The 23,661-nt window shown below is 69.2% G+C and carries 23 protein-coding genes; 13 read left to right on the top strand and 10 right to left on the bottom strand.

Annotation, left to right across the window (positions count from 1 at the left end; genetic code table 11):
* Positions 1-415: 415 nt before the first annotated feature.
* Positions 416-1,675: a KasA/KasB family beta-ketoacyl-ACP synthase gene (locus ACFV4K_RS23770; protein WP_379277801.1), complete on the bottom strand. Its 1,260-nt coding sequence runs from the start codon at positions 1,673-1,675 to the stop codon at positions 416-418.
* Positions 1,676-1,924: 249 nt separating this feature from the next.
* Between ACFV4K_RS23770 and ACFV4K_RS23765 the strand changes: the two genes are divergently transcribed.
* On the top strand, positions 1,925-2,899 hold the full coding sequence (locus ACFV4K_RS23765) for an oxidoreductase (protein ID WP_379277799.1): 975 nt from the start codon (positions 1,925-1,927) through the stop codon (positions 2,897-2,899).
* A 171-nt stretch (positions 2,900-3,070) separates the two neighbouring features.
* Here the strand turns inward: ACFV4K_RS23765 and ACFV4K_RS23760 are convergent, their stop codons facing one another.
* Positions 3,071-3,583: a DinB family protein gene (locus ACFV4K_RS23760; protein ID WP_379277797.1), complete on the bottom strand. Its 513-nt coding sequence runs from the start codon at positions 3,581-3,583 to the stop codon at positions 3,071-3,073.
* 44 nt (positions 3,584-3,627) lie between these two features.
* Complete coding sequence (locus ACFV4K_RS23755; protein WP_379277795.1) at positions 3,628-3,903, bottom strand: YggT family protein; 276 nt, start codon at positions 3,901-3,903, stop codon at positions 3,628-3,630.
* 177 nt (positions 3,904-4,080) lie between these two features.
* Between ACFV4K_RS23755 and ACFV4K_RS23750 the strand changes: the two genes are divergently transcribed.
* Complete coding sequence (locus ACFV4K_RS23750) at positions 4,081-4,329, top strand: hypothetical protein (RefSeq protein WP_379277793.1); 249 nt, start codon at positions 4,081-4,083, stop codon at positions 4,327-4,329.
* 16 nt (positions 4,330-4,345) lie between these two features.
* Here the strand turns inward: ACFV4K_RS23750 and ACFV4K_RS23745 are convergent, their stop codons facing one another.
* Positions 4,346-5,383: a YbhN family protein gene (locus ACFV4K_RS23745; RefSeq protein ID WP_379277792.1), complete on the bottom strand. Its 1,038-nt coding sequence runs from the start codon at positions 5,381-5,383 to the stop codon at positions 4,346-4,348.
* A gap of 222 nt (positions 5,384-5,605) precedes the next feature.
* On the opposite strand from ACFV4K_RS23745, the gene ACFV4K_RS23740 reads away from it, so the two are divergent.
* From ACFV4K_RS23740 to ACFV4K_RS23720, 5 genes are all read left to right on the top strand, one after another.
* Positions 5,606-6,586, top strand: a complete 981-nt coding sequence (locus ACFV4K_RS23740) for an acyl-ACP desaturase (protein WP_379277790.1) — start codon at positions 5,606-5,608, stop codon at positions 6,584-6,586.
* A 114-nt stretch (positions 6,587-6,700) separates the two neighbouring features.
* Positions 6,701-7,009, top strand: coding sequence for a UDP-glucose 4-epimerase (locus ACFV4K_RS23735; protein WP_379277788.1), 309 nt, complete (start codon positions 6,701-6,703; stop codon positions 7,007-7,009).
* Between the two features lie 80 nt (positions 7,010-7,089).
* Positions 7,090-8,763, top strand: coding sequence for an alpha/beta hydrolase (locus tag ACFV4K_RS23730; RefSeq protein WP_379277786.1), 1,674 nt, complete (start codon positions 7,090-7,092; stop codon positions 8,761-8,763).
* 291 nt (positions 8,764-9,054) lie between these two features.
* A complete protein-coding gene (locus ACFV4K_RS23725; protein ID WP_379277785.1) occupies positions 9,055-9,687 on the top strand; it encodes a hypothetical protein in 633 nt (210 codons plus the stop codon).
* Between the two features lie 87 nt (positions 9,688-9,774).
* Positions 9,775-10,239, top strand: a complete 465-nt coding sequence (locus tag ACFV4K_RS23720; protein ID WP_379277784.1) for a DUF2231 domain-containing protein — start codon at positions 9,775-9,777, stop codon at positions 10,237-10,239.
* 68 nt (positions 10,240-10,307) lie between these two features.
* Here ACFV4K_RS23720 and lexA read toward each other — a convergent pair whose 3' ends face one another.
* On the bottom strand, positions 10,308-11,000 hold the full coding sequence (gene lexA / locus ACFV4K_RS23715; RefSeq protein ID WP_379277803.1) for a transcriptional repressor LexA: 693 nt from the start codon (positions 10,998-11,000) through the stop codon (positions 10,308-10,310).
* 513 nt (positions 11,001-11,513) lie between these two features.
* Here lexA and ACFV4K_RS23710 point away from each other — a divergent pair.
* The 3 genes from ACFV4K_RS23710 to nrdR all read left to right on the top strand — a co-directional run bounded on the left by ACFV4K_RS23710 (position 11,514) and on the right by nrdR (position 13,707).
* Entirely contained in the window at positions 11,514-11,723 is a 210-nt protein-coding gene (locus ACFV4K_RS23710) for a hypothetical protein (protein WP_379277782.1), read from the top strand.
* A 178-nt stretch (positions 11,724-11,901) separates the two neighbouring features.
* Positions 11,902-13,125 (top strand): hypothetical protein, encoded by a 1,224-nt coding sequence (locus ACFV4K_RS23705; RefSeq protein WP_379277780.1) that lies wholly within the window; start codon positions 11,902-11,904, stop codon positions 13,123-13,125.
* Between the two features lie 105 nt (positions 13,126-13,230).
* The gene (nrdR, locus tag ACFV4K_RS23700; protein ID WP_357096465.1) at positions 13,231-13,707 is read left to right on the top strand and encodes a transcriptional regulator NrdR; all 477 of its coding nucleotides are present in this window, start codon (positions 13,231-13,233) and stop codon (positions 13,705-13,707) included.
* A gap of 112 nt (positions 13,708-13,819) precedes the next feature.
* Here nrdR and hrpA read toward each other — a convergent pair whose 3' ends face one another.
* On the bottom strand, positions 13,820-18,082 hold the full coding sequence (gene hrpA, locus ACFV4K_RS23695) for an ATP-dependent RNA helicase HrpA (protein WP_379277778.1): 4,263 nt from the start codon (positions 18,080-18,082) through the stop codon (positions 13,820-13,822).
* A 138-nt stretch (positions 18,083-18,220) separates the two neighbouring features.
* On the opposite strand from hrpA, the gene ACFV4K_RS23690 reads away from it, so the two are divergent.
* Positions 18,221-18,850 carry a Pr6Pr family membrane protein gene (locus tag ACFV4K_RS23690; RefSeq protein WP_379277777.1) on the top strand — a complete coding sequence of 210 codons (630 nt, stop codon included), beginning with the start codon at positions 18,221-18,223 and terminating at the stop codon, positions 18,848-18,850.
* A 10-nt stretch (positions 18,851-18,860) separates the two neighbouring features.
* On the opposite strand, the gene ACFV4K_RS23685 is transcribed toward ACFV4K_RS23690, so the two are convergent.
* Positions 18,861-19,316: a GNAT family N-acetyltransferase gene (locus tag ACFV4K_RS23685; RefSeq protein WP_379277775.1), complete on the bottom strand. Its 456-nt coding sequence runs from the start codon at positions 19,314-19,316 to the stop codon at positions 18,861-18,863.
* A gap of 323 nt (positions 19,317-19,639) precedes the next feature.
* Positions 19,640-19,834, bottom strand: coding sequence for a hypothetical protein (locus tag ACFV4K_RS23680; RefSeq protein ID WP_379277773.1), 195 nt, complete (start codon positions 19,832-19,834; stop codon positions 19,640-19,642).
* Between the two features lie 190 nt (positions 19,835-20,024).
* Between ACFV4K_RS23680 and ACFV4K_RS23675 the strand changes: the two genes are divergently transcribed.
* Positions 20,025-20,639 (top strand): DUF5134 domain-containing protein, encoded by a 615-nt coding sequence (locus tag ACFV4K_RS23675; protein WP_379277772.1) that lies wholly within the window; start codon positions 20,025-20,027, stop codon positions 20,637-20,639.
* A gap of 128 nt (positions 20,640-20,767) precedes the next feature.
* On the top strand, positions 20,768-21,994 hold the full coding sequence (locus ACFV4K_RS23670; protein WP_379277770.1) for an aspartate aminotransferase family protein: 1,227 nt from the start codon (positions 20,768-20,770) through the stop codon (positions 21,992-21,994).
* A gap of 111 nt (positions 21,995-22,105) precedes the next feature.
* On the opposite strand, the gene ACFV4K_RS23665 is transcribed toward ACFV4K_RS23670, so the two are convergent.
* Together ACFV4K_RS23665 and ACFV4K_RS23660 are read right to left on the bottom strand one after the other, a co-directional pair.
* A complete protein-coding gene (locus ACFV4K_RS23665) occupies positions 22,106-22,798 on the bottom strand; it encodes a PhzF family phenazine biosynthesis protein (RefSeq protein WP_379277769.1) in 693 nt (230 codons plus the stop codon).
* Between the two features lie 162 nt (positions 22,799-22,960).
* A complete protein-coding gene (locus tag ACFV4K_RS23660; RefSeq protein WP_379277767.1) occupies positions 22,961-23,569 on the bottom strand; it encodes an HNH endonuclease family protein in 609 nt (202 codons plus the stop codon).
* Between the last annotated feature and the right edge of the window lie 92 nt (positions 23,570-23,661).

Raw genomic sequence — 23,661 nt, 5'->3', positions numbered from 1 at the left:
GCGCGACGGCTTAGGCGTCGCGCTGCGCCGGACCCACGCTGCGCCGACCCACGAAATGGGCCGGGATCTCGGGCATTTCGGGCAGATGTCTCAGACGATCAGCCTCCGGCGAGCATGGCCGCCGCCACGAGTGCGCTGATAATGGCTAGCGCCAGCACCGCGAGGATCACCCGGGCGCTCTGGGTGGGTGGTTCGGCGGGCGGTTGGTCGGCCATGCGTTCATCTCCCTCGTAGGTAACGGGTCGTGCGCGGCTATCGTATTCCGGCGGCTCCCAAGATGTTTGGTGTCCCCCGGGTTCCGGCATAAACACTGCCATTTCCCGGCCACGCCGGGGAAACCGGGATGGCCGAATACGAAACGCACGACCCGCTGACCTACGGTCCGCCGGACGCCCGCGGCGCCCGACTGTACCAGTCAGTAACGACCGAACAACACCGCCGCATTGTGCCCGCCGAATCCGAACGAATTGTTCAGCGCGAACTCGACTCCGGTCTTGCGCGGCTGTGTGTGCACCACATCCAGCTCCACGTCCGGATCCTGATTCTCCAGGTTCAGCGTCGGCGGAATCACCTGATCACGCAGTGTGAGCACCGAGATGATCGCCTCCAGTGCGCCGACCGCGCCCACCGAATGCCCCAGCGCCGATTTGGGCGCGTACACCGACGGATGCGTGCCCACCGCGGACGCGATCCCCTTGGCCTCGGCCAGATCCCCGATACTGGTTCCGGTGGCGTGCGCGTTCACGTGATCCACTTCCTCGGGCCGGACGCCCGCGGATTCGATGGCCCGGCGCATGGCCCGCGCGCAGCCCGCGCCCTCGGGATCCGGGGCGACCATGTGATAGCCGTCGGCGGTGAGACCGGCGCCCAGCAAGCGGGCCAACGGCTTCGCGCCGCGCGCCCGCGCGTGATCCTCGGATTCGACCAGCAGCAGCGCGGCCGCCTCGCCGAAGACGAAACCGTCGCGGTCCCGATCGAAGGGGCGAGAAGCCCGTTCGGGTTCGTCGAGCCGGGTGCTCAGGGCGCGCGCCATCGAGAATCCGGCGATCGCCACCGGATTGATGTAGCCCTCCACGCCGCCCGCCACCACCATGTCGGCCTCGCCGAGCACGATCGAACGCCAGGCGTGCACCAGCGCCTCGTTGCCGGAGGCGCACGCCGAGACCGGGGTGACCAGGCTCGCGCGCGCCCCGATCTCCAGGCCGACCACGCCGGAGACGCCATTGGGCATGGACATCGGCACCGCGAACGGTGAGACCTTGCGGTAGCCGTGGTCGCGCATGGCGTCATTGGCGTCCACGATGGTGTCCGCGCCGCCGAGTCCGGTGCCGATGCACACGCCCAGGCGGTCCTTGTCGACTTCGGGATTGCCCGCCGTGTTCCACAGGCGTTTTCCCATCACGTACGACATTTGCTGCACGTAACACATGCGGCGCTTCTTGACCCGATCGAGTTCGCCGGTCGGATCAGCCGCGAGTTTGCCACCGATGGTTACCGGCAGGTTCAGCCTGGTGAGTTCCGGGTCGTCGAGGGTGCTGATGCCACTGGCTCCGGACAAAAGTCCCTGCCAGGTTCCCTCGGTGTCGGGGGCGATCGAGGTCGTCATCTCCACGGCGGTGACCACGACATTTCGGAATCCGCCATTCCGGGTGGAGAATTCTGCGAGGCTATTCACTTTTCGCGTGTCCTTTTCGGCCAATTGGCAAGTCCTGCAGAGAATTCGCGAGCGCCTGCGAGGTTAACCCGAGAATCGCCGGAGTGCGGCACCGACACTCAGAACCGGTAAGTAACCTGCGCGGGCCTCCGATCGACATGCGACCGACCGGATTCGGGCGGGATTTCCGGCCGCCCGCTCGACCGTCGCGGTCCGGCGGCTCCGGGTACATTGTCTCAGACGGAAATTCGCTGCAAGGAGACCGATCGCATGACCGAGGCCCCGCACCGGCCGCCCGTGACCAGCCCGCCCGTGATCGCCCGCCGCTGGACCATTCACGACATCCCCGACCAGACCGGCCGCACCGCCGTGATCACCGGCGCCAACAGCGGACTCGGCCTGCGCACCGCCGAAGCCCTGGCCGCCAAGGGCGCGCACGTCCTGCTGGCCTGCCGCAACGAGATCAAGGCCGCGGCCGCCCTGGAACAGGTCGGGGCCGCCGCCACCGGATCGAAACCCGAAGTGCTGCCACTGGATCTGGCCGACCTGGCCTCCATCCGCCGCGCCGCCGACCACCTCGATGTCCGCGGCACGCCGATCGACATCCTGGTCAACAATGCGGGAGTCATGGCCCTGCCGCGCGATCAGCGCACCGCCGACGGGTTCGACGCCCAGTTCGGCACCAATCACCTGGGCCACTACGCGCTGACGGGATCCTTGCTGCCGCTGCTGCTGCGCGCCCCCGAACCGCGGGTGGTGACCGTGTCGTCCATCGCGGCGTGGGGCGGGATGATCAACTGGCTGGATCCGAACTGGCGGCGGGTGTACGTGCGCTGGCTGGCCTACAGCCAATCGAAACTCGCCAATCTGCTGTTTACCGCGGAACTGCACCGCCGGGCCGGGGCGGCGGGGGTGAATCTGACCGCGGTTGCGGCGCATCCGGGTCTGTCGGCGACCAACCTTTACACGTCCACACCGGAAAAGGGTGCGGCGGCGGCCCTCGCGGCGGTGCAGCAGCGAATACTGTTCTCACTGGCCCAATCCGACGCGAAGGGCGCGCTGCCGCAGCTCTATGCCGCCACCACGCCGGGGATGGCCGGAAACTCCTACTGCGGGCCCGCATTCGAGACGTTCGGGTATCCGCGCCGGACGCTGCGGAATCCGCTCGCCTACAGCCGTTTCCAGGCGCGGCGGCTCTGGGAGTTGAGCGAGAAGCTGACCGGCGTCACGTACGCCTGGTCCTGATCGTCACGCCTCCTCGGGAAAGGTCGATTCGCACCAGGCTGACCTGGCGCCCCCTCCGGCCCGAATCGACCCTCACGATCTGCCTGGTCCTCCCCAGCCCGCTGGCCCCGATCCACCACCGAGTCCGCGCCGTCACGAAACAATGTGCCGCAGAACTGGATTGGTGACCGCTCACCGGCGGCGCAGGAGCATTCCCCGGACGTAGGCGGCTTGGCCCGCGTGCTGGATGTCGTCGTCGACGACGCTGATGAGGCGGACGCCGAGGGTGACCGGGGGATCCCAGCGGGTGTCGACGATGCGGGGGAGATCGGCGTCGGTGAGCGTGGAGACGTAGGCGATGGTGGCGGCGTGCACGGCGTCGTAGTAGGCGAGGAGGAGGTCGGCGGGGACGTCGGCCAGGGCCGCGACGTCGGTGGGGTTCTGGGCGTAGCCGGTCGCGGTGTCATCGAAGGGGAGAGCGAAGCGGGTGGACCAGCCGCCGGCGGTCCAGAGTTGGTCGGTGGCGGCGACGGCGGCGATGTGGTCGTCCTGGACGCGGGTGAGGTGCCAGATCAGCCAGGCGATGGAGTTGGCGTCGCCGTCGGGCTGGATGCCGAGTTCGGCCTGGGTGAGGTCGGCGACGGCGCCGTGGACGTTCTCCTTGATCCGGCCGAAGGCGTCCACCAGCAGGTCAGCGCTTGTCATGGTGCGATCCGATCGTCGAGGGACAGAGGATGTTCCGGGGCTTGCTAAAGACTGAAGGCGATCGCGCGCAGCACCAGCACGGCGATGAAGACGACCGTGAAGGCCAGGTCGATCTGGACGCCGCCGAGGCGAATCGGCTTGAGGACCCCGCGGACCGGGGCGATCACCGGCTCGGTCAGCCGGTGGACGACATCGCGGGCCTTGCGCAGCGCGGGCGGGGTGTCGCCGAGAACGCCGATCCAGTCGATGATCAGGCGGGCGATCAGCAGCAGCATGAACAGCGTCAGGGCGAGCCCGAGCAGTGAACCTAGGAAAGACATGACGGACTCCTTCTTCGTGGCCGGCCTTACGTCGATCAACGCCCGACGTCGGTCGAAAGTGCCCCCATCGTCGACCATGACGGTCCGGTTCGCGGGGCGGGCTCGCCGGAGCCGTGCGAGAATCTGGGCTGCTGTTCGCCCAGCTCACCCGCGATCGCACAAGGAGTCCACGTGCGCATGAAGTATCTGGTCGGCCTGCCGGTGGCCATCCTCTCGCTGACCCCGGTCGTCACCGCCGTCGACGCCGCGACCGCCCAGGCCGCCGCGCCGACCTGGACCTGCAACGCCCAGACCTGGGACGGTCAGACCCTGCCCACCCTCACCGTCGACGCCAAGCGCGGCAAGTATCAGGCCGCGGGCGTCGCGCAGACCAAGTGGGGCGGCATCGCCAAGTACGCGACCATCGACTGCAAGCCCAACAACTGAGCCCGGACCCGTCGCGTCAGATGGCGCGGCGGTGGTTCAGATAGGCGAAGGAGGCGAGGCCCAGCGGGATCTGGCACCAGAAGGTGAGGAGCCGGAACCTCAGGGCCGCGCCCACCGCCACCCCGGCGGTCAGGCCCGCGACCGCGGTGAGGCCGGCGGCGATGGTGATCTCCTTGGTGGCCACGCCGTTCGGGGACGGTAGCAGCGGCGCCAGGGCCACGGTCACCAGTTCCACCACGAAGGTGTCGGGCAGGCTGAGATTCGCCCCGATCGCGTGCAACACCGCCCACAACGCCACCACCATGAGCAGCGGCTGCACCAGCGCGCAGATCCACAGCGCCGCCGCCCGCCGCGGCCGGAAAGCGGTGGTGGCCACGGCCTTCCACGCGAACTCTGCATCCGAACGGGCATGCCGCAGCCGCGCGGGCAGTCGCCGCCAACCGCCCTGCGCGGCCACTCGGCGATGCAGGACCAGACCTGCCACGGCCGCCGCCACACCGGCCGCGATCAGCGTGGCGATCATGATCAGCGCTGTGCGCCAAGGATTCTCGCCCACCAGGTGATGCCACGTACCTGAGGTTCGCGCACCGAGGTCGTGCCAAGGGGGTTGTGCGCTGGTGCGACTCATGAGACGCGGCGCGGCCAGCACCGCGACCACCACCAGGGGCACCCGGACCATGAGCGCGGCGAATCCCATCAACCCCATGGACACCATCGCCCCGGTATGGCTGAGCCCGGTTCGGCGCAGGAATCGCAAGCGCAGCAACAGTGAGGCCGCGGGCACCAGCCCGATAGCGGGCACCGCCAGCTGCAGGGCGAACAACTGCCCGGTGGTCGGCCGCGCCGGGATGGAGCCGCGCAACATGAAAACCGAGGTGGGCCACAGGGCGAGGGTGGCGAGCGCGGCGACCAGCAGCCAGCGCGGGTCTGCTGCGGCGAGGGCGTGCACTCCGGTCAGGACCGCGTCCCGCTGCCAGACGGCCGCGGCCGCCACCAGCAGGGTGCACACGACGGTGGGCAGGGCCTTCCTCGCCGCTGCGGGAACGGCCGCCATCCGCCTCTCCTCAGGTATCGCAGACGGGAATTTCCCCGGTGAATCGCATACGCGGGGGTCAACATTAACGTGATCGGAGGGCCGTGACCAGGGTTGTCCGAATAGTCCTGTGCGCCATCGGCAACGGAACGGTCGTCTTGTGAACGCGCCCCGGTGATACGCCGTATACCCGAGTAGGCTCACGAACGGATGGGGAGACAAGTCGTAATACAGGGACACGACATGACGAAATCCATGATCACCGAGACTCCCGGGGTCGGCTCGATGACTCCGGTGGAGTTGCTGGTGGAACTCGAACCCGTGGCGGAAGCGAATCTGAACCGGCATCTGGGGCTGGCCAAGGAATGGCATCCGCACGATTACGTGCCGTGGGACGAGGGCCGCAATTTCGCCGCCATGGGCGGAATCGATTGGGAACAAGATCAATCTAGGCTCAGTCCGGTCGCGCGCGCCGCCATGGTCACCAACCTGCTCACCGAGGACAATCTGCCCTCCTATCATCGGCTGATCTCCCACGCCTTCTCTCGTGACCGCGCGTGGGGCGCCTGGGTCGACCGCTGGACCGCCGAAGGGAATCGCCACGGCATCGTGATCCGCGACTATCTGATCGTGACGCGCGCCGTCGATCCGGTCGCGCTGGAACGCGCCCGCATGATCTGCCTCTCCCAGGGCATCGACGACCCCACCGGCACCGGCGACAACACCATCCTGCACGGCGTCGCGTACGTGACGTTCCAGGAGCTGGCCACCCGCGTCTCGCACCGCAATACGGGCAAGGCCTGCCACGAACCCCGCGCCGACCGCATGCTCACGCGCATCGCGGCGGACGAGAACCTGCACATGGTCTTCTACCGGAACATCTGCGCGGCGGCCCTGGACCTGGTTCCGGACGACGCGCTGGCGGCCGTCGCCGCGGTCGTCGAGAACTTCCGGATGCCCGGCGCGGGCATGCCCGAGTTCCGGCGCAACAGCGTCCTCATCGCCAAATACGGGATCTACGACCTGCGCCAGCACCTCGACGAGGTCGTCATGCCGGTGCTGCGCCGCTGGAACATCTTCGATCGCACCGACTACTCCGGCCGCGGCGAGCGGATCCGCGACGACCTGGCCGCCTACCTGGAGCGGCTCGGAAACGACGTACTGCGGTTCGAGGAACAGCGCGACCGCGCCCTGGCGCGCGAGGCCGCCCGCCGCGAGGAGTGAGCTCCCGCGGCGCCGAAATGTGAACAGCCACCGCGCTGTCCACAGCGCGCCGTTCTCGCCGAGCCCGCCCGGCCGCCCGCCGCTAGGGTGTGGTGCACGACGACAGGGGGAAACATGGCGGACATGCTGCGCGCCGACATCACGGCGCTGCGCATCATGGCGGCGGGCCTCAGGGGTGAGGCCGACGCCGTCACGAATATCGACCCGGTGGATCTGATCGCGAAAGTCGGGCAGGCCATGCCCAATTCGGCCATCGGCGCGGCCGCGGTCACCGTCGGTGAGCCACTGCTCGCTTCGCTCGGGCACACCGCGGATCGGCTCAGATCCTTCGCCGATACGGCCGATCAGGGCGCCACCACCTACGAGGCCACGCAGCTGGCGCTATCGGCCGCGCTGGACGGGTACCTGCACGCCACCTCCTGACCGTCGGCGTCCAGCCTCGACCGGCACGCATTGCCATGAAGCAGGTTCGGTAGGCGATCCGGTCACGGGCGGGAGGGGCGGTGGCGCGAGCGAGCCTGTCCCAGGTGTGCGGGTGGGATCCCACTGCCGCCGACCGCGCGAGTGCCGCTGTGGTGGAGGCCGATTCGGCATTCGCGGCGACACAGACGCGGGTGGCGCGGGCGGTCGACACGGCCATGGCCGGTTGGCTGGGCGCGGCGGCGACTGCCGCGGCGGTGCGGGCCTTGTCGTCCCAGCTGGCGGCGAACCATATCGGCGCGGCGCTCAGCGAGGTCGCGGACGCGTTCGCCGAGGCCGGCGCACTCGATCGGGTGTGCGCGCTGGTCGGCCACATCCGCGACGAGGCGCACGACAGCGGATGCCGGATCGCCGAGGACGGCACGGTCACCGGACCACACTCCCAGATCGGAGACCTGGCCCTGGACTTCATCTTCCAGGCCGGGTTCGATGCGACGGCGCTGGCCTTGCAGGCGAGGCTGGTGCCGCTGCTCGACACCGCCGGGGAGATCGACGAACGGGTCGGCGCCCGGCTCGCCACGGCCGCCATGGCGCTGGCGGAATTGCGGGCGGATCCGAGCGGCGGTGGGCCGAGTACCCGGATCAGCGGGTTCCTCGACGGGACCGCGCTGCTGCCGGAGGATCCGAAAGCGCTGGGTGCGCTGTGGAAGTCGCTCGGCCCCGCCGACCGCGACGAGCTGTTCGCGGCCGATCCGCTGATCGGGAGTCGGGACGGCCTGCCCGCGCTCGCCCGCGACCACTACAACCGGGTGGTCCTGCGGAAACTGCGCGCGGTCGCGGTGGCGGAGGACCGGCGGTTGATCGACCGGCACCCCGACTGGTATCGCGGTCGGAATCTGCCCACCAGCAGCGGGGATTGGACGCGGTTGCGGGCATGGGAGGCGGCGCGTGCCGAGGCGCTCACCAGGGTCGCGGGATACGAGGCGCTGGAGCAGCAGCTCGGTCCGGTGCTGGGCGGCCGCCTCCTGCTCGCCGTCGACACCGCCGGGCACGGCGCGATCGCGCTGAACAATCCGGACACCGCCGCGAATGTGGCGACCTTCGTGCCGGGCACCGGCTCACCGCTCACCGCCATCGGGGTCGGGGTGCGGCGGGTCCGAGCGCTGCTGGGGGCCGCCGAGCGGTCCGATCCGGCGGCGCGAACGTCGGTCATCGCGTGGTACGGCTACGACGCGCCGCCGGATCTGGCCGGGGCGCTGGGGGATCGGCGGGCCGACGCGGGCGCGCTCGCACTGGATCGGTTCGAATCCGGACTGCGGGCAAGCCATCTGGGCCTCGCGTCCCATCAGACCGTTCTCGGCCACAGCTATGGGAGCACCGTGATCGGGGCGGCCGCCAGTGGAGCGAACACGCTGGCCGCCGATGACGTGGTGCTGGTGGGAAGTCCTGGGATAGAAGTTGACAATGTTTCAGAATTGCGTCTGATGGGTATTCCGGCGGGCCACAACAGCGGGCATGTCTATGCCACTGCCGACCCCGCAGACCCGGTTCCCGTCTTCGGTCAATTAGTACACGGTGTTAACCCGGTCGATCGCGAATTCCGCGCAACGGTTTTCACTTCTTCCGGGGCCACTCTTGACCTGCCCGTGTTGCGAGCCTTGCCATTCGATGTGTTCTCGCACGGAAACTACTGGGAGCCGGGCAATCCGGGCCTGCGTACCCAGGGCGACGTCATTGCGGGCCGCTATCGCCAATGAGGCCGAGCGGCCTGTTCGTTGCGCCGCGATAGCCGCAACTGTGGGTAGCGGATTCGTTGCGGACCATGCCGTACCACTACTCTGGGCGGCCGACCAAACTAGTTTGAAACGGTTGGGTTCATGCTAGGGTTTCGTGGAGTTGGAGTGGGAAATCGGAGACAAATGCGCACTGAGAACATCAATAGGAAGTTCAAACTGCATGACGAGCGCAGGATCGCCGCCCAACTTCCTGAGCAACTTCTTGGTTTGGATGTTGTCGGATTTGGGAAACCGGATGAGTTTCCGGGCGAGTTGCTGAACTACTTCGGCGAATTCGTGAACGGCTCGATCCCGCCGCGCTCGCGCATCTACCGCAATGCCCAGCCCAATCTCATCGACGCCTGGCTGCTGGAGCTGTTGCGCGGTGCCCGGATCGGTGACCGCTTCTACCTCCGCACCGGACTCGAGTACTTCCCGTGGGCCGACTGCCGCGTGCTCGACCACCGCTGGCTCGAATCCCTGCGCCGGGTGCTGGGTACCAATCAGGGTTACATGGCGCACGACAAGAGCTCGGCCGTCATGACCCTCGGCACGCAGTACGAGGTGCTCGGCTTCGTGGCGGGCGCGGGCCTGCCCGGCGCCGCCGACGCCGGCCCGGCCGAGGAGGTGCCGACGCGCCGGATCGTTCACGCCCCCGCCGTGGTGGCCGTCCACGATCTGACCCCCGCCGCCGCTCTCGCGGGCACGCCCGACGTGGCTGCCACTGCGGTGCCGGATCTATCGATCCCGCAGGTCACCGAGGTGATTGCGGCTCCCGAACCGGTCGTCGCGTCCACCCCGGAGCCGGAAGCCGCCGCGCCGCGCGCCGCCGAATCGGCGGCTCCGGCCGACGAAGCGCCCACCCAGCTGCTGACTCGCATCGTGGAGCCGGTCGAAACCGACTGACCGCGCGGCTCGCGATCGAACCGGACGGGCCCGGCGAACGTTGTACCGATTAGGCCGGGCATTCACCGAGTTCGAAAGAGCCGCTCTATGTCGACAATCAATGGGCTGCCCGCCCATGTCCTACTGGTGCACGCGGTGGTGATACTGGTCCCGCTGACGGCGGGCTTGCTGATCCTGTGCGCGTTGTGGCCCGCGGCTCGCGCGCGGCTGATCTGGCTCGTGGTCGTGCTGGCCGTGCTGGTGACCGTGCTGACCCCGATCACCGTCGACGCGGGGGAGTGGTTCCAGCGTCAGCTGGGAATGCCGCCGCTGCTCGACGAACACGCGCGGCTGGGGAAGCAGATGCCGTACTTCGTTGCGCCACTACTGGTTCCGGCCACGCTGCTCGCCTTCGTGCAGCTGCGGTCCCGGCGGGAACGGCCGGTGGGCCGGGCGCTGGTGGCGGTGATCGCGGTGCTCGCGCTGGCCGCCGGCGGGGCCGCCACCTGGCAGACCTTCCGGGCCGGGGATTCGGGCGCGCACGCGGTGTGGAACGGCGTGTTGAATCACTGAGTAAACGACTGTCGTGACCCGGCGGCCGGTCTGCGGGGCGGCCACCGAGTCGCGACAGTGCGGCACGGTCAGATCTTGCGGATGACCGTGACTACCTTGCCGAGAACCTGGGCGTCATTGCCCGGGATCGGCTCGAACAGGGGATTGTGCGGCATCAGCCACACCTGGGAACCGGTGCGCTTGAAGGTCTTCACGGTGGCCTCGCCGTCGATCATGGCCGCCACGATGTCACCGTTGTCGGCGACGTTCTGCTGGCGCACGACCACCCAGTCGCCGTCGCAGATGGCCGCGTCGATCATGGACTGACCGACGACCTTCAGCAGGAACAGCGAACCCTCGCCGACCAGTTCGCGCGGCAGCGGGAAGACGTCCTCCACCGCCTGCTCGGCCAGGATCGGGCCACCGGCGGCGATCCGGCCCAGCACCGGGACGTAAGTCGGGATCGGGTGATCGTCGGAGGACTCCGCCTCCGCATTGACCGCACGGAGCTGCGACACGCCGCCGGTGGCGCGCACCGCCGTCTCGTCCAGTCCCCGGACGTCCACGGCGCGTGGACGATTCGGGTCGCGGCGTAGGTAGCCCTTGCGCTCGAGGGCCCGGAGTTGGTGCGCCACCGAGGAGGTGGAGGTGAGGCCGACGGCATCGCCGATCTCGCGGATGCTGGGCGGGTAGCCGCGGTCGTGCACCGAGGTGCGGATGACCTCCAGGACCCGGCGCTGACGCACGGTCAGATCGGCGCCGACGCCGGACGATTCGGACAGGGGGCCGTTACCTTCGGGACCAAGGGGTCCGTTCTCACCGTCCACGCCGCCGTGTTCGCTCACCGCCGCCGTCCTCCGTTCACTGCTGTCGCTCACCGGAATTCGTTCCCGCACGCGCCGTGTCGTACGTCCGGGCAACTCGTGACTCGACTGTAGACCGTGTGACGCGTGTGATCAAACATCTGTTCGACGCATGTCGCGGAAATCAGTGACATTGCCGGTCCGCCGTGGTAGAAATTCGAACATCAGTTCATCGAACACATGATCGAGTCAGTTGTCCAGAACTCTGCGGCCCGCCCTACCCTGGAGGTTACTTCGATGCGCGCCATGGTCAGCGAAATCGACACTCTGGAAAGCGATTTGGGATTCGACAGCCTCCCCTGGGAGCTGCGTTCCGATCGGTCCCCGGTCACTCCGTCCGGGGCTTCGGCGCACTCCGTCCGGAACCGTCGGCCCTGCCGGGCCCGCGTGCGGCCGATACCTCGCGCGGGTGTTCGAACCGATCATGTCGTCGTGCGACACGCCGCGGGACGCGCCCGTGGATTGCATCCGCTGGACCGGGTGCAGCGCGCCCGGAACGGTCTCGCCGCGCTGGCGATCACCGCGCTCGTGAGCGCTCTCGCGGTGGCCGGACTGATCGGTCTCGCGCAATTACGCTCCGGTGACTTCGATTCGCAGACCACACCGCCCACGGTGCAGCTGGTGCAGCCCCCGGTTCGGTAACAGCGGTGATGCTCGGCCGGTTGCCCGGTCGTAGCCGGTTTCCGGGATAGGGATACCCGGCCATGACGTGGCCGAAATTGCAGATTGAAAACTGAAACGTGTTGCTACCGTCCCCCTGAATGTGACAGAGGCTACATCCGCGCGACCGCACGGCGGCGCGCGAGCGACAGGGGGCGTAATGCCGAGATTTCGAGGGTTGGTCCGGGTGGCCGGAGTGCTCACCTGCCTGGTGATCGGGTTGGTGACCGCCCCGGCGGTGCACGCCGAAGCCGGGTACGCCGAATATCTGGACCTGCCATCGGTGAACGGGGACGGCGCGGCGGGCGGCGGCTTGAATCCCGCCCTGCCCCTGGACCCCGACACCCTGCGCGGCGCGCTCGACGCCGCGCGGGCGGCGGGGGTGCAGCCGCGGCACTACGCCACGCTGCTGCACCAGTACTGGCTGGTGGTCGCGACCCGCAATGCCGAGATCGACCTGGCCGGGTGGGATCCCGGGCGCGGCGTCGCGGCCAATACCGCCACCTTCACCCAGGTGTATGTGAACTACCTGCGGCTGAACAACTCTCACCCGGAGTTCTGGTGGACCGGCCTGGCCGGATTGGCCGGCGGCTCCTTCGCCTCGGGCTTCTTCGACATGGGCGACGTGTCCGCGATCGTCAGCGTGCCGGGCATCCATCAGGTCGGCGACGCGGTCGCCGACCTGATGCGGGGCACACCCGCGCCGCTGCTCGACATCCTGCCCTCGGACATCCGCACGCTGGGCACCGAGGGAGAGCGGCTCACCGCCGACGACCTGGGCTGGTATCAAACCCGGCTGATGATCATGCAGAAGCACATCTTCATCGACCAGGTACCCATGCACGAGGCATACGCCGCCGCCGGCGCGGCCGGGGTCGAGGAGATGTACGAGGCCGGGGTGCTCGACGAGAACGCCATCACGGCCTGGCGGGAACTGGCCGGTGGCACCCGGGAAGGGCTCGCCGACGCCGCGCTGCGCATGACCGACCGGGAGCAGAACCAGATCATCGCCGACCAGTGGGATGCCACCTCGCACGGTCGCGGGGCCATGGGCCGGGTGCTGACCTACGTCAGCACCATCGCCGGCAAGGCCGCCGTCCCCGGCGTACGGGCGCCCGGCGTGTTCGCGCCCACCACCCTGACGTCGGGAACCATGTCGCTGCGGGCCCCGCTGCCCGACTTCAACTGGGCCGACCGCGACACGCGGTGGAACTACATCACCAATGACCTGCTGCCCCGCTACCTGGAGCTGTGCGCGAACCCGGCCGTCGCGAGACCGGTTCTGGCCGAACCGTTCTCCGCCAAACTGGTCCAGGGACGGCTCGTCCAGCGGCTGCCGGACCTGCTGGCCGACATGACCTCGCAATGGCGGTTGACGGCCTGATTCGGAGACGCCGGCCCGGGCGGACGCCGCCGACCGCGTCCGCCACGGTATCCTCGAGATTGCTCGAGGTTGCTGTGGAACCCAGGCATCGACGAAGGATCCCGGATGCATTGCCCGTACTGCCGCCATCCCGATTCGAGGGTGGTCGACTCGCGTGAGGCCGAGGAAGGCACCGCCATCAGGAGGCGACGTGCCTGTCCGGAATGTGGGCGCAGGTTCACCACCGTCGAAACCGCCATCCTGTCGGTGGTCAAGCGCAGCGGTGTCACCGAGCCGTTCAGCCGCGAGAAAGTGATCCGCGGCGTCAGCCGCGCCTGTCAGGGCCGCGAGGTCGACTCCGACGCCCTGAACCTGCTCGCCCAGCAGGTGGAGGATGCCGTGCGGGCCAAGGGTTCCCCCGAGGTGCCCAGCCACGAGGTCGGCCTGGCTATCCTCGGACCCCTGCGCGACCTGGACGAGGTCGCCTATCTGCGCTTCGCGTCGGTCTACCGTTCCTTCAGCTCCGCCGAGGATTTCGAGCGCGAGATCGCCGATCTCCGCAAACACCGCGACGAGCACGCGGTCGGGGCGGCCGCGGAATAGCCGATCGTCCTCGCCGGGCGCTGCGCCCCGCGTCCCACCGATTCACGGTCCGGCCCCGAGCAATTCGGAGCCGGACCGATCTGTATCCGACAGCGCTTCCGATCTGTGTTCGTCAGCGCTTCTGTGGTGGGCGGCGTGCGGCGTCGATCGCCTTCTCGATGCGCTTCGCCGAGACCGGATACGGGGTGCCCAGCTGCTGGGCGAACAGGCTGACCCGGAGTTCCTCGATCATCCACCAGATCTCGACGATGTCGCGGCCGCCGCGACGGCTCTCGGGGAGGTTGGCGACCAGCCGGTCGTAGGCCGCGTGCACGCGATCGAGTTCGATCATGCCCGCGCGGTCCCGATTGGCGGCGGCGGGCAGCGCCTCCAGCCGCAGCCGGGCGGCCTCCAGATACCGTGGCAGTTCCCGCAAGCGGGCGCTGCCCCACTCGGAGATGAAGCCGGGGAAGATCAGATCGTCTAGCTGGTGGGTCACATCGTCGGTGGCGTCGCGGTCACGCGAGTCGGCGAGGGCGGCGCGCACCCGATGCGCCTCGGCCAGCACCGGAACCACCGAGCGAACGATATTCGCCACCGCCGTGGTGAACCGCGGGCGGACCTTCTCCACCAGGGCCTGGAACTGCTCGGGGCTGCGCACCGGTCCGCCATGGGCGGCGATCAGTTCGTCGGCCGCGCAGGCGCGACAGTCCTCCACCAGGGCGTCGAGGGTGCCGTACGGATTCTGGCTCAGCGCAAGCCGATCCGTGGGTGGCAGGCCCGCGGTGACGGCGCGGGTGCTGGTCGTGATCGCACCCAGCAGCAGGGCGCGGGTGCCGGTGCGCATGGCGGTGGCCTGCTCGGCGGGGGAGCTGAGCACCCGCACGGCCACGCCCTCGGACTCGGCGACCAGGGCCGGATAGCCGGTGATGGTCTGCCCGCCGACCTGGCGCTTGACCGCGGACGGCAGCGTGCCCAGAGATTCGGAGGTCCACACGGCGGCCGGGGCCCGCTCGGCGGCATTGTTGGCGCGCGCCACCGACTTCGAGACCTGTTCGGCGAGACGGGTTTTCAGCTCGGCCAGACTCTTGCTGCGGGCCACGATCGTGCCCGAGGGGTCGACGGCGGCGAAGGTCATGCGCAGATGGTCGGGCAGGCCCGCCGGGTCCAGCATGGCGGCGGCGATGGTCACCGAACCGAGTTGGGACAGTTCCCGCGCCAGGCCGGTGCGCAGCGGTTCGGCGCGCGGGGTGAGGCGGTCCAGCGCGGCCTTGGCGAAGTCCGGGGCGGGAACCACGGTGCGGCGTAGCTGCTTGGGCAGCGTCTTGATGAACGCGGCGGCCAGCTCCTCGCGCATACCCGGCACCAGCCAGTCGAAGCCGACCGAGCGCACGTGCGCCAGCTGGGCGATCGGAATGTGCACGGTGACACCGTCGTCGGCCTGGCCCGGCTCGAACTGATAGGTGACCGGGAAGGTCAGCTCGCCCTGACGCCAGCTGTCGGGGAAGGAGGTCGGATCCAGCAGTGCCGCATCCTCGTTCACCACCGTGGAGGCGGTGAAGTCGAGCAGGTTCGGGTCGGTGCGCTGGGTCTTTCGCCACCAGCTGTCGAAATGCCGCACCGAGACGATGTCCGAGGGGATGCGCTTGTCGTAGAACTCGAACAACACCTCGTCGTCGACCAGGATGTCGCGACGCCGCGCCCGATGTTCCAGATCGGCGACATCCTCGAGCAATTCGCGATTGCGCGCGAAGAAGTCGTGCTTGGTCTGCCACTCGCCCTGCACCAGCGCGTGCCGGATGAACAGTTCCCGCGACAGCTCCGGATCGATGCGGCCGAAATCCACTCGGCGCTGGGTCACCAGCGGAATCCCGTACAGCGTGACCCGCTCGTAGGCGGCCGCCGCACCCCGCTTGGCCGACCAATGCGGTTCCGAGTAGGTGCGTTTCACCAGATCCCCGGCCAGCCGCTCGGCCCACTCGGGTTCGATCCGCGCCGCCGTCCGACCCCACAGCCGGGAGGTCTCCACCAGCTCGGCCGCCATCACCCACCGCGGCGGCTTCTTGGCCAGCGCCGACCCGGGGAAGATCATGAACTTGGCATTGCGGGCCCCGAGGAACTCCCGGCTCTCCGCCTCCCGCACCCCGATATGCGACAGCATGCCCGCCAGCAGCGCCTGATGAATCGACGTCACATCCCACGGCAGCGAGTCGTCCGCCGGCCCGGCCTTGGCCGCCAGCGATTCCGCCAGGCCGCGCCCGCCGGAGCCGGGTGCGCCGCTGCCGGAGCCACCGCCGCGCCCGGACCGTGCGCCCCGAGCCGCGTCGCCGGCGGCAGACGCATCGCCCACGGTCCTGCCGCCCGCGCGCCCGCCGCGCCCACCGTCACGACCGCGCTCGCCATCGGCGCGCTGTGTACCGCCGGACCCGCGTCGGCGGCGACCACGGCCGGCCTCACCGCCGTCGTCGGATCCGGTTGCGGTGCGGTCGAATTGGGCGTCGGAGCCCTCGGTGTTCCAGCCCAGGCCACGCGTGATGGTGCGGAGCTGGCCGTGCAGGTCCTGCCATTCGCGGATACGCAGATAGTGCAGGAACTCGTCGCGGCACATGCGGCGGAACTGGTTGGAGGACAGGGCATTGCGCTGTTCGCGCAGGTAGTCCCACAGCCGCAGGGAGGACAGGAAGTCCGAGCCCTCGATGGTGAAGCGGGCGTGCTTGGTGTCGGCGGCCTGCTGATGCTCGACGGGCCGTTCGCGGACATCCTGGATCGACAGGGCCGCCACGATGATGAGGACCTCGGCCAGGCAGCCGCCGCTATTGGCCTCCACCAGCATGCGGGCCATGCGCGGATCGACGGGGATCTGCGCCATCTCGCGGCCGATGGGGGTGAGGACGAGCCCGGCGTCCGGGATCTCGCGCCGCGCGGAGGCGTCGGCCTCGGCTCGGGCGAGCGCGCCGAGCTCCTCGAGCAGGGCGATGCCGTCGCGGATGGCGCGGCCGTCCGGCGGTTCGACGAACGGGAAGCCCTCGATGTCACCGAGTCCGAGCGCGGTCATCTGCAGGATGACGGCGGCCAGATTGGTGCGCAGGATCTCCGGTTCGGTGAACTGCGGCCGGGATTCGAAGTCGTCCTCGGAGTACAGGCGGATGGCGATGCCGTCGGCGACACGGCCGCAGCGGCCCGACCGCTGCCGCGCCGAGGCCTGCGAGATCGACTCGATCGGCAGCCGCTGCACCTTGGTGCGCATGGAGTAGCGCGAAATACGCGCCGTGCCAGGGTCGATCACGTACCGGATGCCCGGCACCGTCAGCGAGGTCTCGGCCACATTGGTGGCCAGCACCACGCGCCGCCCGGTGTGCGCTTCGAACACCTTGTGCTGCTCGGCCGCCGAGAGCCGCGCGTACAGCGGCAGGATCTCGGTGCGCGGCAGGCGCAGGTCGCGCAACGAGTCCGCGGTGTCGCGGATCTCGCGTTCGCCGGACAGGAAGACCAGGATGTCGCCGTCGCCCTCGGCCTGCAGTTCCCGCACCGCGTCGCCGATGGCGTCGGTGGGGTCGCGGTCGACGATCGCGGTGTCCTCGTCGTCGGGATCCTCGGAGGTGACCGGAACCTCCAGCGACAGCGGCCGATACCGGACCTCCACCGGATACGACCGGCCCGAGACCTCGACAATCGGTGCGGGCGTGCCGTTCTCGTCACTGAAGTGCCGCGCGAACAACTCGGGGTCGATGGTCGCCGAGGTGATGACGATCTTCAGATCCGGCCGCTGCGGCAGCAACTGCTTGAGATACCCGAGCAGGAAGTCGATATTGAGGCTGCGCTCGTGCGCCTCGTCGATGATGATCGTGTCGTAGCGGCGCAGCAGCCGGTCGCGCTGGATCTCGGCGAGCAGGATGCCGTCGGTCATCAGCTTCACCAGCGTGCGATCCGACGCCTGATCGGTGAACCGGACCGTGTAGCCGACCACATCGCCGAGCTCGGTGTTCAGTTCCTCGGCGATGCGCTCGGCGACCGTGCGCGCGGCCAGCCGTCGCGGCTGGGTGTGGCCGATGGTGCCGCGAATCCCGCGCCCGAGCTCCAGACAGATCTTGGGCAGCTGCGTGGTCTTGCCGGACCCGGTCTCGCCGGCCACGATCACGACCTGGTGCGCGGCGATGGCCGCGGCGATGTCGTCGCGGCGCGCGGAGACCGGTAGCTGTTCGGGGTAGGCGATGGCCGGGACGGCGGCCCGGCGGGATTCCACCCGGCGCTGGGCGGCGTCGAATTCGGCTTCGAGGGAGGTGAGATCGCCGCCGCGGGCCTTGTCGAGCCTGCGACGCAAGCGATGTTCGTCGCGGATCGAGAGATCGGCCAGGCGGGAACGAAGCTCGCGAGAGGTGGCGGCGGTCCTGGTCATTGCACTGTCAACGATAGCGAAGAGTTGGTCCGGACCGGTCGCCGCGGTCTCGGATCGCCCGGCCGGGGGCTTGCCGGAAGTGTGCCGCATCGGCGTATCGTCCGCATTCGCGCGGTTCCCCGTGCGACGATCTGGGCCATGGTCGTCAGAGGTGGTACGCCCTTGTGGATCCGGGCGCTGCGCATCGTCTTCGCAATCGCGGGCATCGTCGCGCTGGTCTGGATCCCGCTGCGGAACCTGGATAATCCGAACTACTCGTACCTGAACTTCTTCAGCTACTTCACCATCCAGTCCAACGTCATCGGCGTCATCGTGCTGCTGTTCGGCGGCCTGCGCGACCCCGAGGGCCGCCGCTGGGAACTGGTGCGCGGCGCGGCCACCCTCTATCTGACGATCACCCTCATCATCTACGCCGTGCTGCTGTCGGACATCGACGTCCAGCTGACCGAGAAGTGGATCAACGACATCCTGCACCGGCTGATCCCCATCGTGCTGATCGCGGACTGGTTGCTGGTGCTAGCTCCCGGCATCAAGCCGACCGTCAAACTCATCCTGAGCTGGCTCGCCTTCCCCTTGGCCTACGGCGTGTACGTCCTGATCCGCGGCCCCTTCGCGGACTGGTACCCCTACCCGTTCATCGACCCGCGCGAGCAGGGCTACGGCTCCCTGACCATCGGCCTGGTGGTGATGGCCGTGGTCTTCGCCATCCTCGGCGTCATCGTGGCCGCGGTGACCGGCGTGGTACCCCGGGCGGTCGCCCGCCGCTGACCCCGTGGCCTCAGAGCGCGCGGGTCATGAACACGCTGTGCGGGTCCTCGGCGTAGTCCGCGAACGGCCCGCAGTGTTCGAATCCGTAGCGTTCGTATAACTGCACCGCGGGCCGATAGAACTCCGACGATCCGGTCTCCAGGCTCAATCGCGCGTACCCGCGCGCCGCGGCCTCGGCGAGGATGTGCCGCAACAACTGTGACGCGACTCCGCGGCCGCGATACCCGGCCGTGGTGCGCATGGACTTGATCTCCCCGTGCGTGGGATCCAGCTCCTTGATCGCCCCGCACCCGGCCAGCTCGGTCCCGTCCCACGCGGACCAGAAGGTGATCTCGGGCTTGCGCAGCGCCGCCACGTCGAGCGCGTGCATGCTCTCCTCCGGAGAGTTCGCCAGCATCTCGGCCACATGCGCCTCGAGCAAACCGATCACCTCGGGCCCGGTCAGATCATCGACCACAATCCGCATGGCGTCAGGCTAGCGAGCCGCCGGCGGGGCCCGCGCGTCGACTGACCTGGCGCGCCAACCCGCCGACCTGGCGTGCCGTCGGCCCCGATATGCCCTGTACGCCTCCCTCGGACCAGCGACACTCGGTGTGACCGGCTGGGTTTCGTGATCACCTCGGGTTACCCGGCCGGTATTCGGAGCGTCGTGGGGCGAACCGTGAAGTGCACATTTCCGAGAGTGCCGGCGCGGGGCGTCGGATACGTGCACGGCGGCCCGAAGCTTGAAGACGGCCCGGCAGCCGCAAGGCTCCGGGCCGTTGCCATGTCCGCGACCACGAGGTCCGATCAGTGCTCGGCGACTCCGGCCTCGAGGGCGCTCAGACGCGCGTCGAAGCTGCGCATCTCCTGCAGGATGCCCGTCAAGGCTTCGGTCATCTGCTCGACGGAATAGCGCAGCAGGTTCAGGCTCGCGCGGAGATCGGCGATCGGGTCGACGGGATCGTCGGTTCGGCGCGGGCGGTCGGCTCGACTGTGCCGCATGGAGTGACTCCTCTGTTCATTCTCTCGATACGAACGTTTCAGGGGAGCCGGGCGAGTGAATCGGCCGGGCAATCGGTCACGAGTGGCGGTGCGGGGGCGGGAGATTCGGCAGCGCAAGTTCCGGGCTGCGCGCGCCGAGGATGTCAGCATGGAAGGGGGAGCCGGTCGCCGCGGTGAGAGGTGGTGGGGCATGGGGCTGTTCGTGGAGCAGTACGGGCTGGTGCGGTGGAGTGCGGTGATCGCCTTCTGCCTGGCCGCCGCCCTGGTGGTCGCCAGGCTGGCGCGGGTGCGGCCGGTCGGGTGCGACGGGCCGCGCGCGGATCGCGAATCCGATGCCGCGCATCTGGTGATGTGCCTGGTCATGGTGGGAATGCTGGTGTTCCCGACCGCCGTCGACGCGCACGCGGTGCGCGGGGTGCTGACGGCCATGGTGGTCGTGTACACGCTGGTGCTGGGTGAACGGATCCTGCGGTGGCGCAACGGGATCGGAGACTCCGTGGCGGGGACCGCCGGGGCGTTCGGGTATCACGTGCTGGCGGCAGCGGCCATGCTGTACGCGATGAGCGGGCACGGGGCGCACGAGCACGGCGTCCCCGGGTACGGGGGACCCGCGCCCGCTCCGCTGCTGGCACTCGCCGCGCTGTTCGCACTCGACGCCGTCGTCATGCTGACGCCGGGCCTGCGCCGCCGTTTGCCAGGAGTGTTCCCGCACCCCGGCGGCACGGCCGGAGCCCCGGCCATGGTGCCGCACCTGGTGATGGACCTCGGCACCGCCTACATGCTCGTGGCGGCCGCCGCCGGCTGAGCCCGCCGCCCGTTCCGGCGCAGCCGGGGGCCGTTCGACCTGTTCACCGTCCTCCGGGTTAGATGGTGAGCAAAGGTCGGTTCGCCCGGTTTGGGGGTGGCCGGTATCGGGTGATGGAGGTGCTCTGGATGGGTTCGCTGTGGCATGGCTTCGCCGATATGGGTGCGGTCGAGCGGGACGGGGCGTTCGTGGTGGCGCGGGGCGAGGGCGCCCGCATCTGGGACGAGGGCGGCACGGAGTATCTCGACGCCACCGGCGGACTCTGGTTCGCCAATGTCGGCCACGGCCGCCGCGAGATCGCCGACGCGGTGGCCGCGCAGCTGACCCAGGTCGCGCACTACTCCAACTTCGGTGACCTGGTCTCGCCGGTGACCCGCGATCTGGCCGAGCGGCTCTCCGCGCTCGCCCCGGTGCCGGGCAGCAAGATCTTCTTCACCTCGGGCGGCTCCGATGGCATCGACACCGCCGCCAAGCTGGCCCGCCGCTACTGGCAGGAGATGGGCCGCCCGGAGAAGACCATCCTGGTCGGACGGCAGAAGGCGTACCACGGCATGCACGTCGGCGGCACCTCGCTGGCCGGGATCCCGGTCAATGGCGAGGGCTACACCGGCGTCTTCATGCCCGACACCCGCACCATCGAATGGGATCAGGCCAAGGCGCTGACCGCGCTCATCGAGGAACTCGGCGCCGAGCGCATCGCGGCCTTCTTCGCCGAACCCATCATCGGCGCGGGCGGCGTCTACCTGCCGCCGGAGGGCTACCTGGCCGAGGTCCGCCAAATCTGCCGCGACAACGACATCCTGTTCGTCGCCGACGAGGTCGTCACCGGCTTCGGCCGCATCGGCGGATCCTGGTTCGCCTCCTCGCGTTTCGGCCTGGAACCGGATCTGATGACGACCGCCAAGGGCCTCACCTCCGGCTACGTCCCCATGGGCGCGGTCTTCATCGCGCCCCGCATCGCCGAGCCGTTCTTCTCCGGCGGCGTGTGGTGGCGGCACGGCTACACCTACGGCGGTCACGCCGGCGCGGCCGCCGCGGCCATGGCCAACCTCGACATCTTCGAGCGCGAGAACCTCCTGGAAGCCAGCAAGAACCTGGAAGCGCTGCTGCACGAGCACTTCTCGCCGCTGGCCGACCACCCGCGCGTCGCCGAGGTGCGCAGCGGCCTGGGCGCGGTCGCCGCGGTCCAGCTCGCCGATCCGGCCGAGGCGCTCGGCATGGTGAAAACCCTGCGCGCGCACGGCGTCTCGACTCGCGCTGCCGGCCAGGGCGCGCTGCAGATCTCGCCGTCGTTCGTCATCACCGAGGCCGAGGTCGTGCAGATGGCCACGCGGTTCGCCACCGCGCTCGGCTGAGCGGCGACCGGATCAGCGATCGTGCCCGCCGGACAGTTCTCCGGCGGGCACGTGGCGTAGCCGGGCCACTACCGAATCCGCGGGTGCTCGGCCCGCGGACAGCAGGTGAACCTAGATCACGATGGGATGGTCGGCGGCTACGCGCCCGCCGATCCGGGCCCAGCCGTCGGAGTCCCATTCGGTGAAGAGCTGCGAACCCTGGCCCTGCGTGATGTGCAGGCCGCGGGTGAGCAGCGCGGTCAGCTCGATGGCCGCCGAGCCGGTGGCCTCGTCCTCGGGAATTCCCAGGCCGGGGGCGAACATTCGGGCGCGGACCGCGGCACGCGGTTCGTCGGTCCAGGCCCAGCAGTAGTGCTGGCCGCTGGGGAAGTCGGCCGGGTCGAGGGTGGCGATCAGCGCCGGATCCTCGAACTGGTGGAATTCGAACGACGGCGACCAGGCGGCGCGGGCGCGGGCCCAGGCCAGCCCGTCGGTGACCGCGACCTCGACGGGCCCGGCCGGGACATCGATGACCTTCACCGGCGTCCGCTGCTCGTTCAGCCACCACGCCGCGCCGATGCTGGGCCGCCCGGCGAAGGACAGTTCGACGGCGGGGGTGTAGATGCGCATCGCCGCCCGCCCGTCGGCCGGGTCGTCGACCACCGCGGTCAGCGCTTGACCCACCCGTGCGGCGAGCGCCTGATGGTCGATATGCTCCACGGTGGAGCGGCGGACGATACCGAGCGGGCTGCCGAAACGACCGGCCGCGTCGGTGAACACACGCAGGACCTCGATCTGGGCGCTATCGCTTTCCGGAACCGTCATGTCACGCGAGCTTACCGACAGTTATCGATTCGCGGGAGGTGCACAGGTATCGAACATGTCGACCAGGGCGCTCTTCTCGGTGGGTTGCACGCTCAACCCCCAGCGCTCCTTGACGCTCACCCAGCGGCGCGCGTACTCGCACCGGTACGCCTCCTGCGGCTGTCACTGATCGGGCGACTTGGAGCCCTTCTCCTGATTGGCCTGCTTCTGGACCGCGAGCAGATTGCCGACGTCGTTGGCGAACGTCTGGGGCTGCTCGGGCTTCCACCGCGAGGCCCCCGAGCGCCAGGCGTCGCCGATCGCGGCCACGTGGTCGATCTCGATATCGGAGGATGTGAAGCGGTCGTAGGGAATTTGCTCCCCGGTGTAGGGATCGTCGAGCGTCCCCGACAGCACCAGGCACGAATTGCTTTCGCCCACACGGGTTTCGGTGAGGTCGCGCTTCATCACGTGTTCGCGCGCGGTGCATCCGCCGGTGAGCGCCGGCTCGCCGCCGCGTCCGGACCAGCCGGGGCCGAAGGCGTTGCGGTCGTAGGTCTCCCAGTTGCGGTTCCACGCGACGGGCAGACGGTCCAGTCCGGCGCGCGCCCGGGCGGCGTCGAGGATCGGGGTGCCCGCCTGCTCGGGCGGCGGGGGCGGTTCGGCGGCGGGGGTCTCGTGGCGATTCGGATACAGCGCCAGGCCACCCGCGGAGAGCGCGATCAGGAGCGCGGAGGAGGCGAAGAGTCTGCGCCGGCGACGCCGGGCAGGGGTCCGGGAGCGTGGAGGCATGCCGGGCAGTCTAGGTGGGCAATTCGGATGTTCCGGGCATAGTTGCCGGATTGCAGCAATCTATTGGCAAATAGACAGGCGGATGTGACGAG

It is taken from the genome of Nocardia sp. NPDC059764, assembly GCF_042732555.1.
Classification (GTDB): domain Bacteria; phylum Actinomycetota; class Actinomycetes; order Mycobacteriales; family Mycobacteriaceae; genus Nocardia.
The sequence above is the reverse complement of the archived record's forward strand: the minus strand, read 5'-3'. Positions and strand labels throughout refer to the sequence as shown.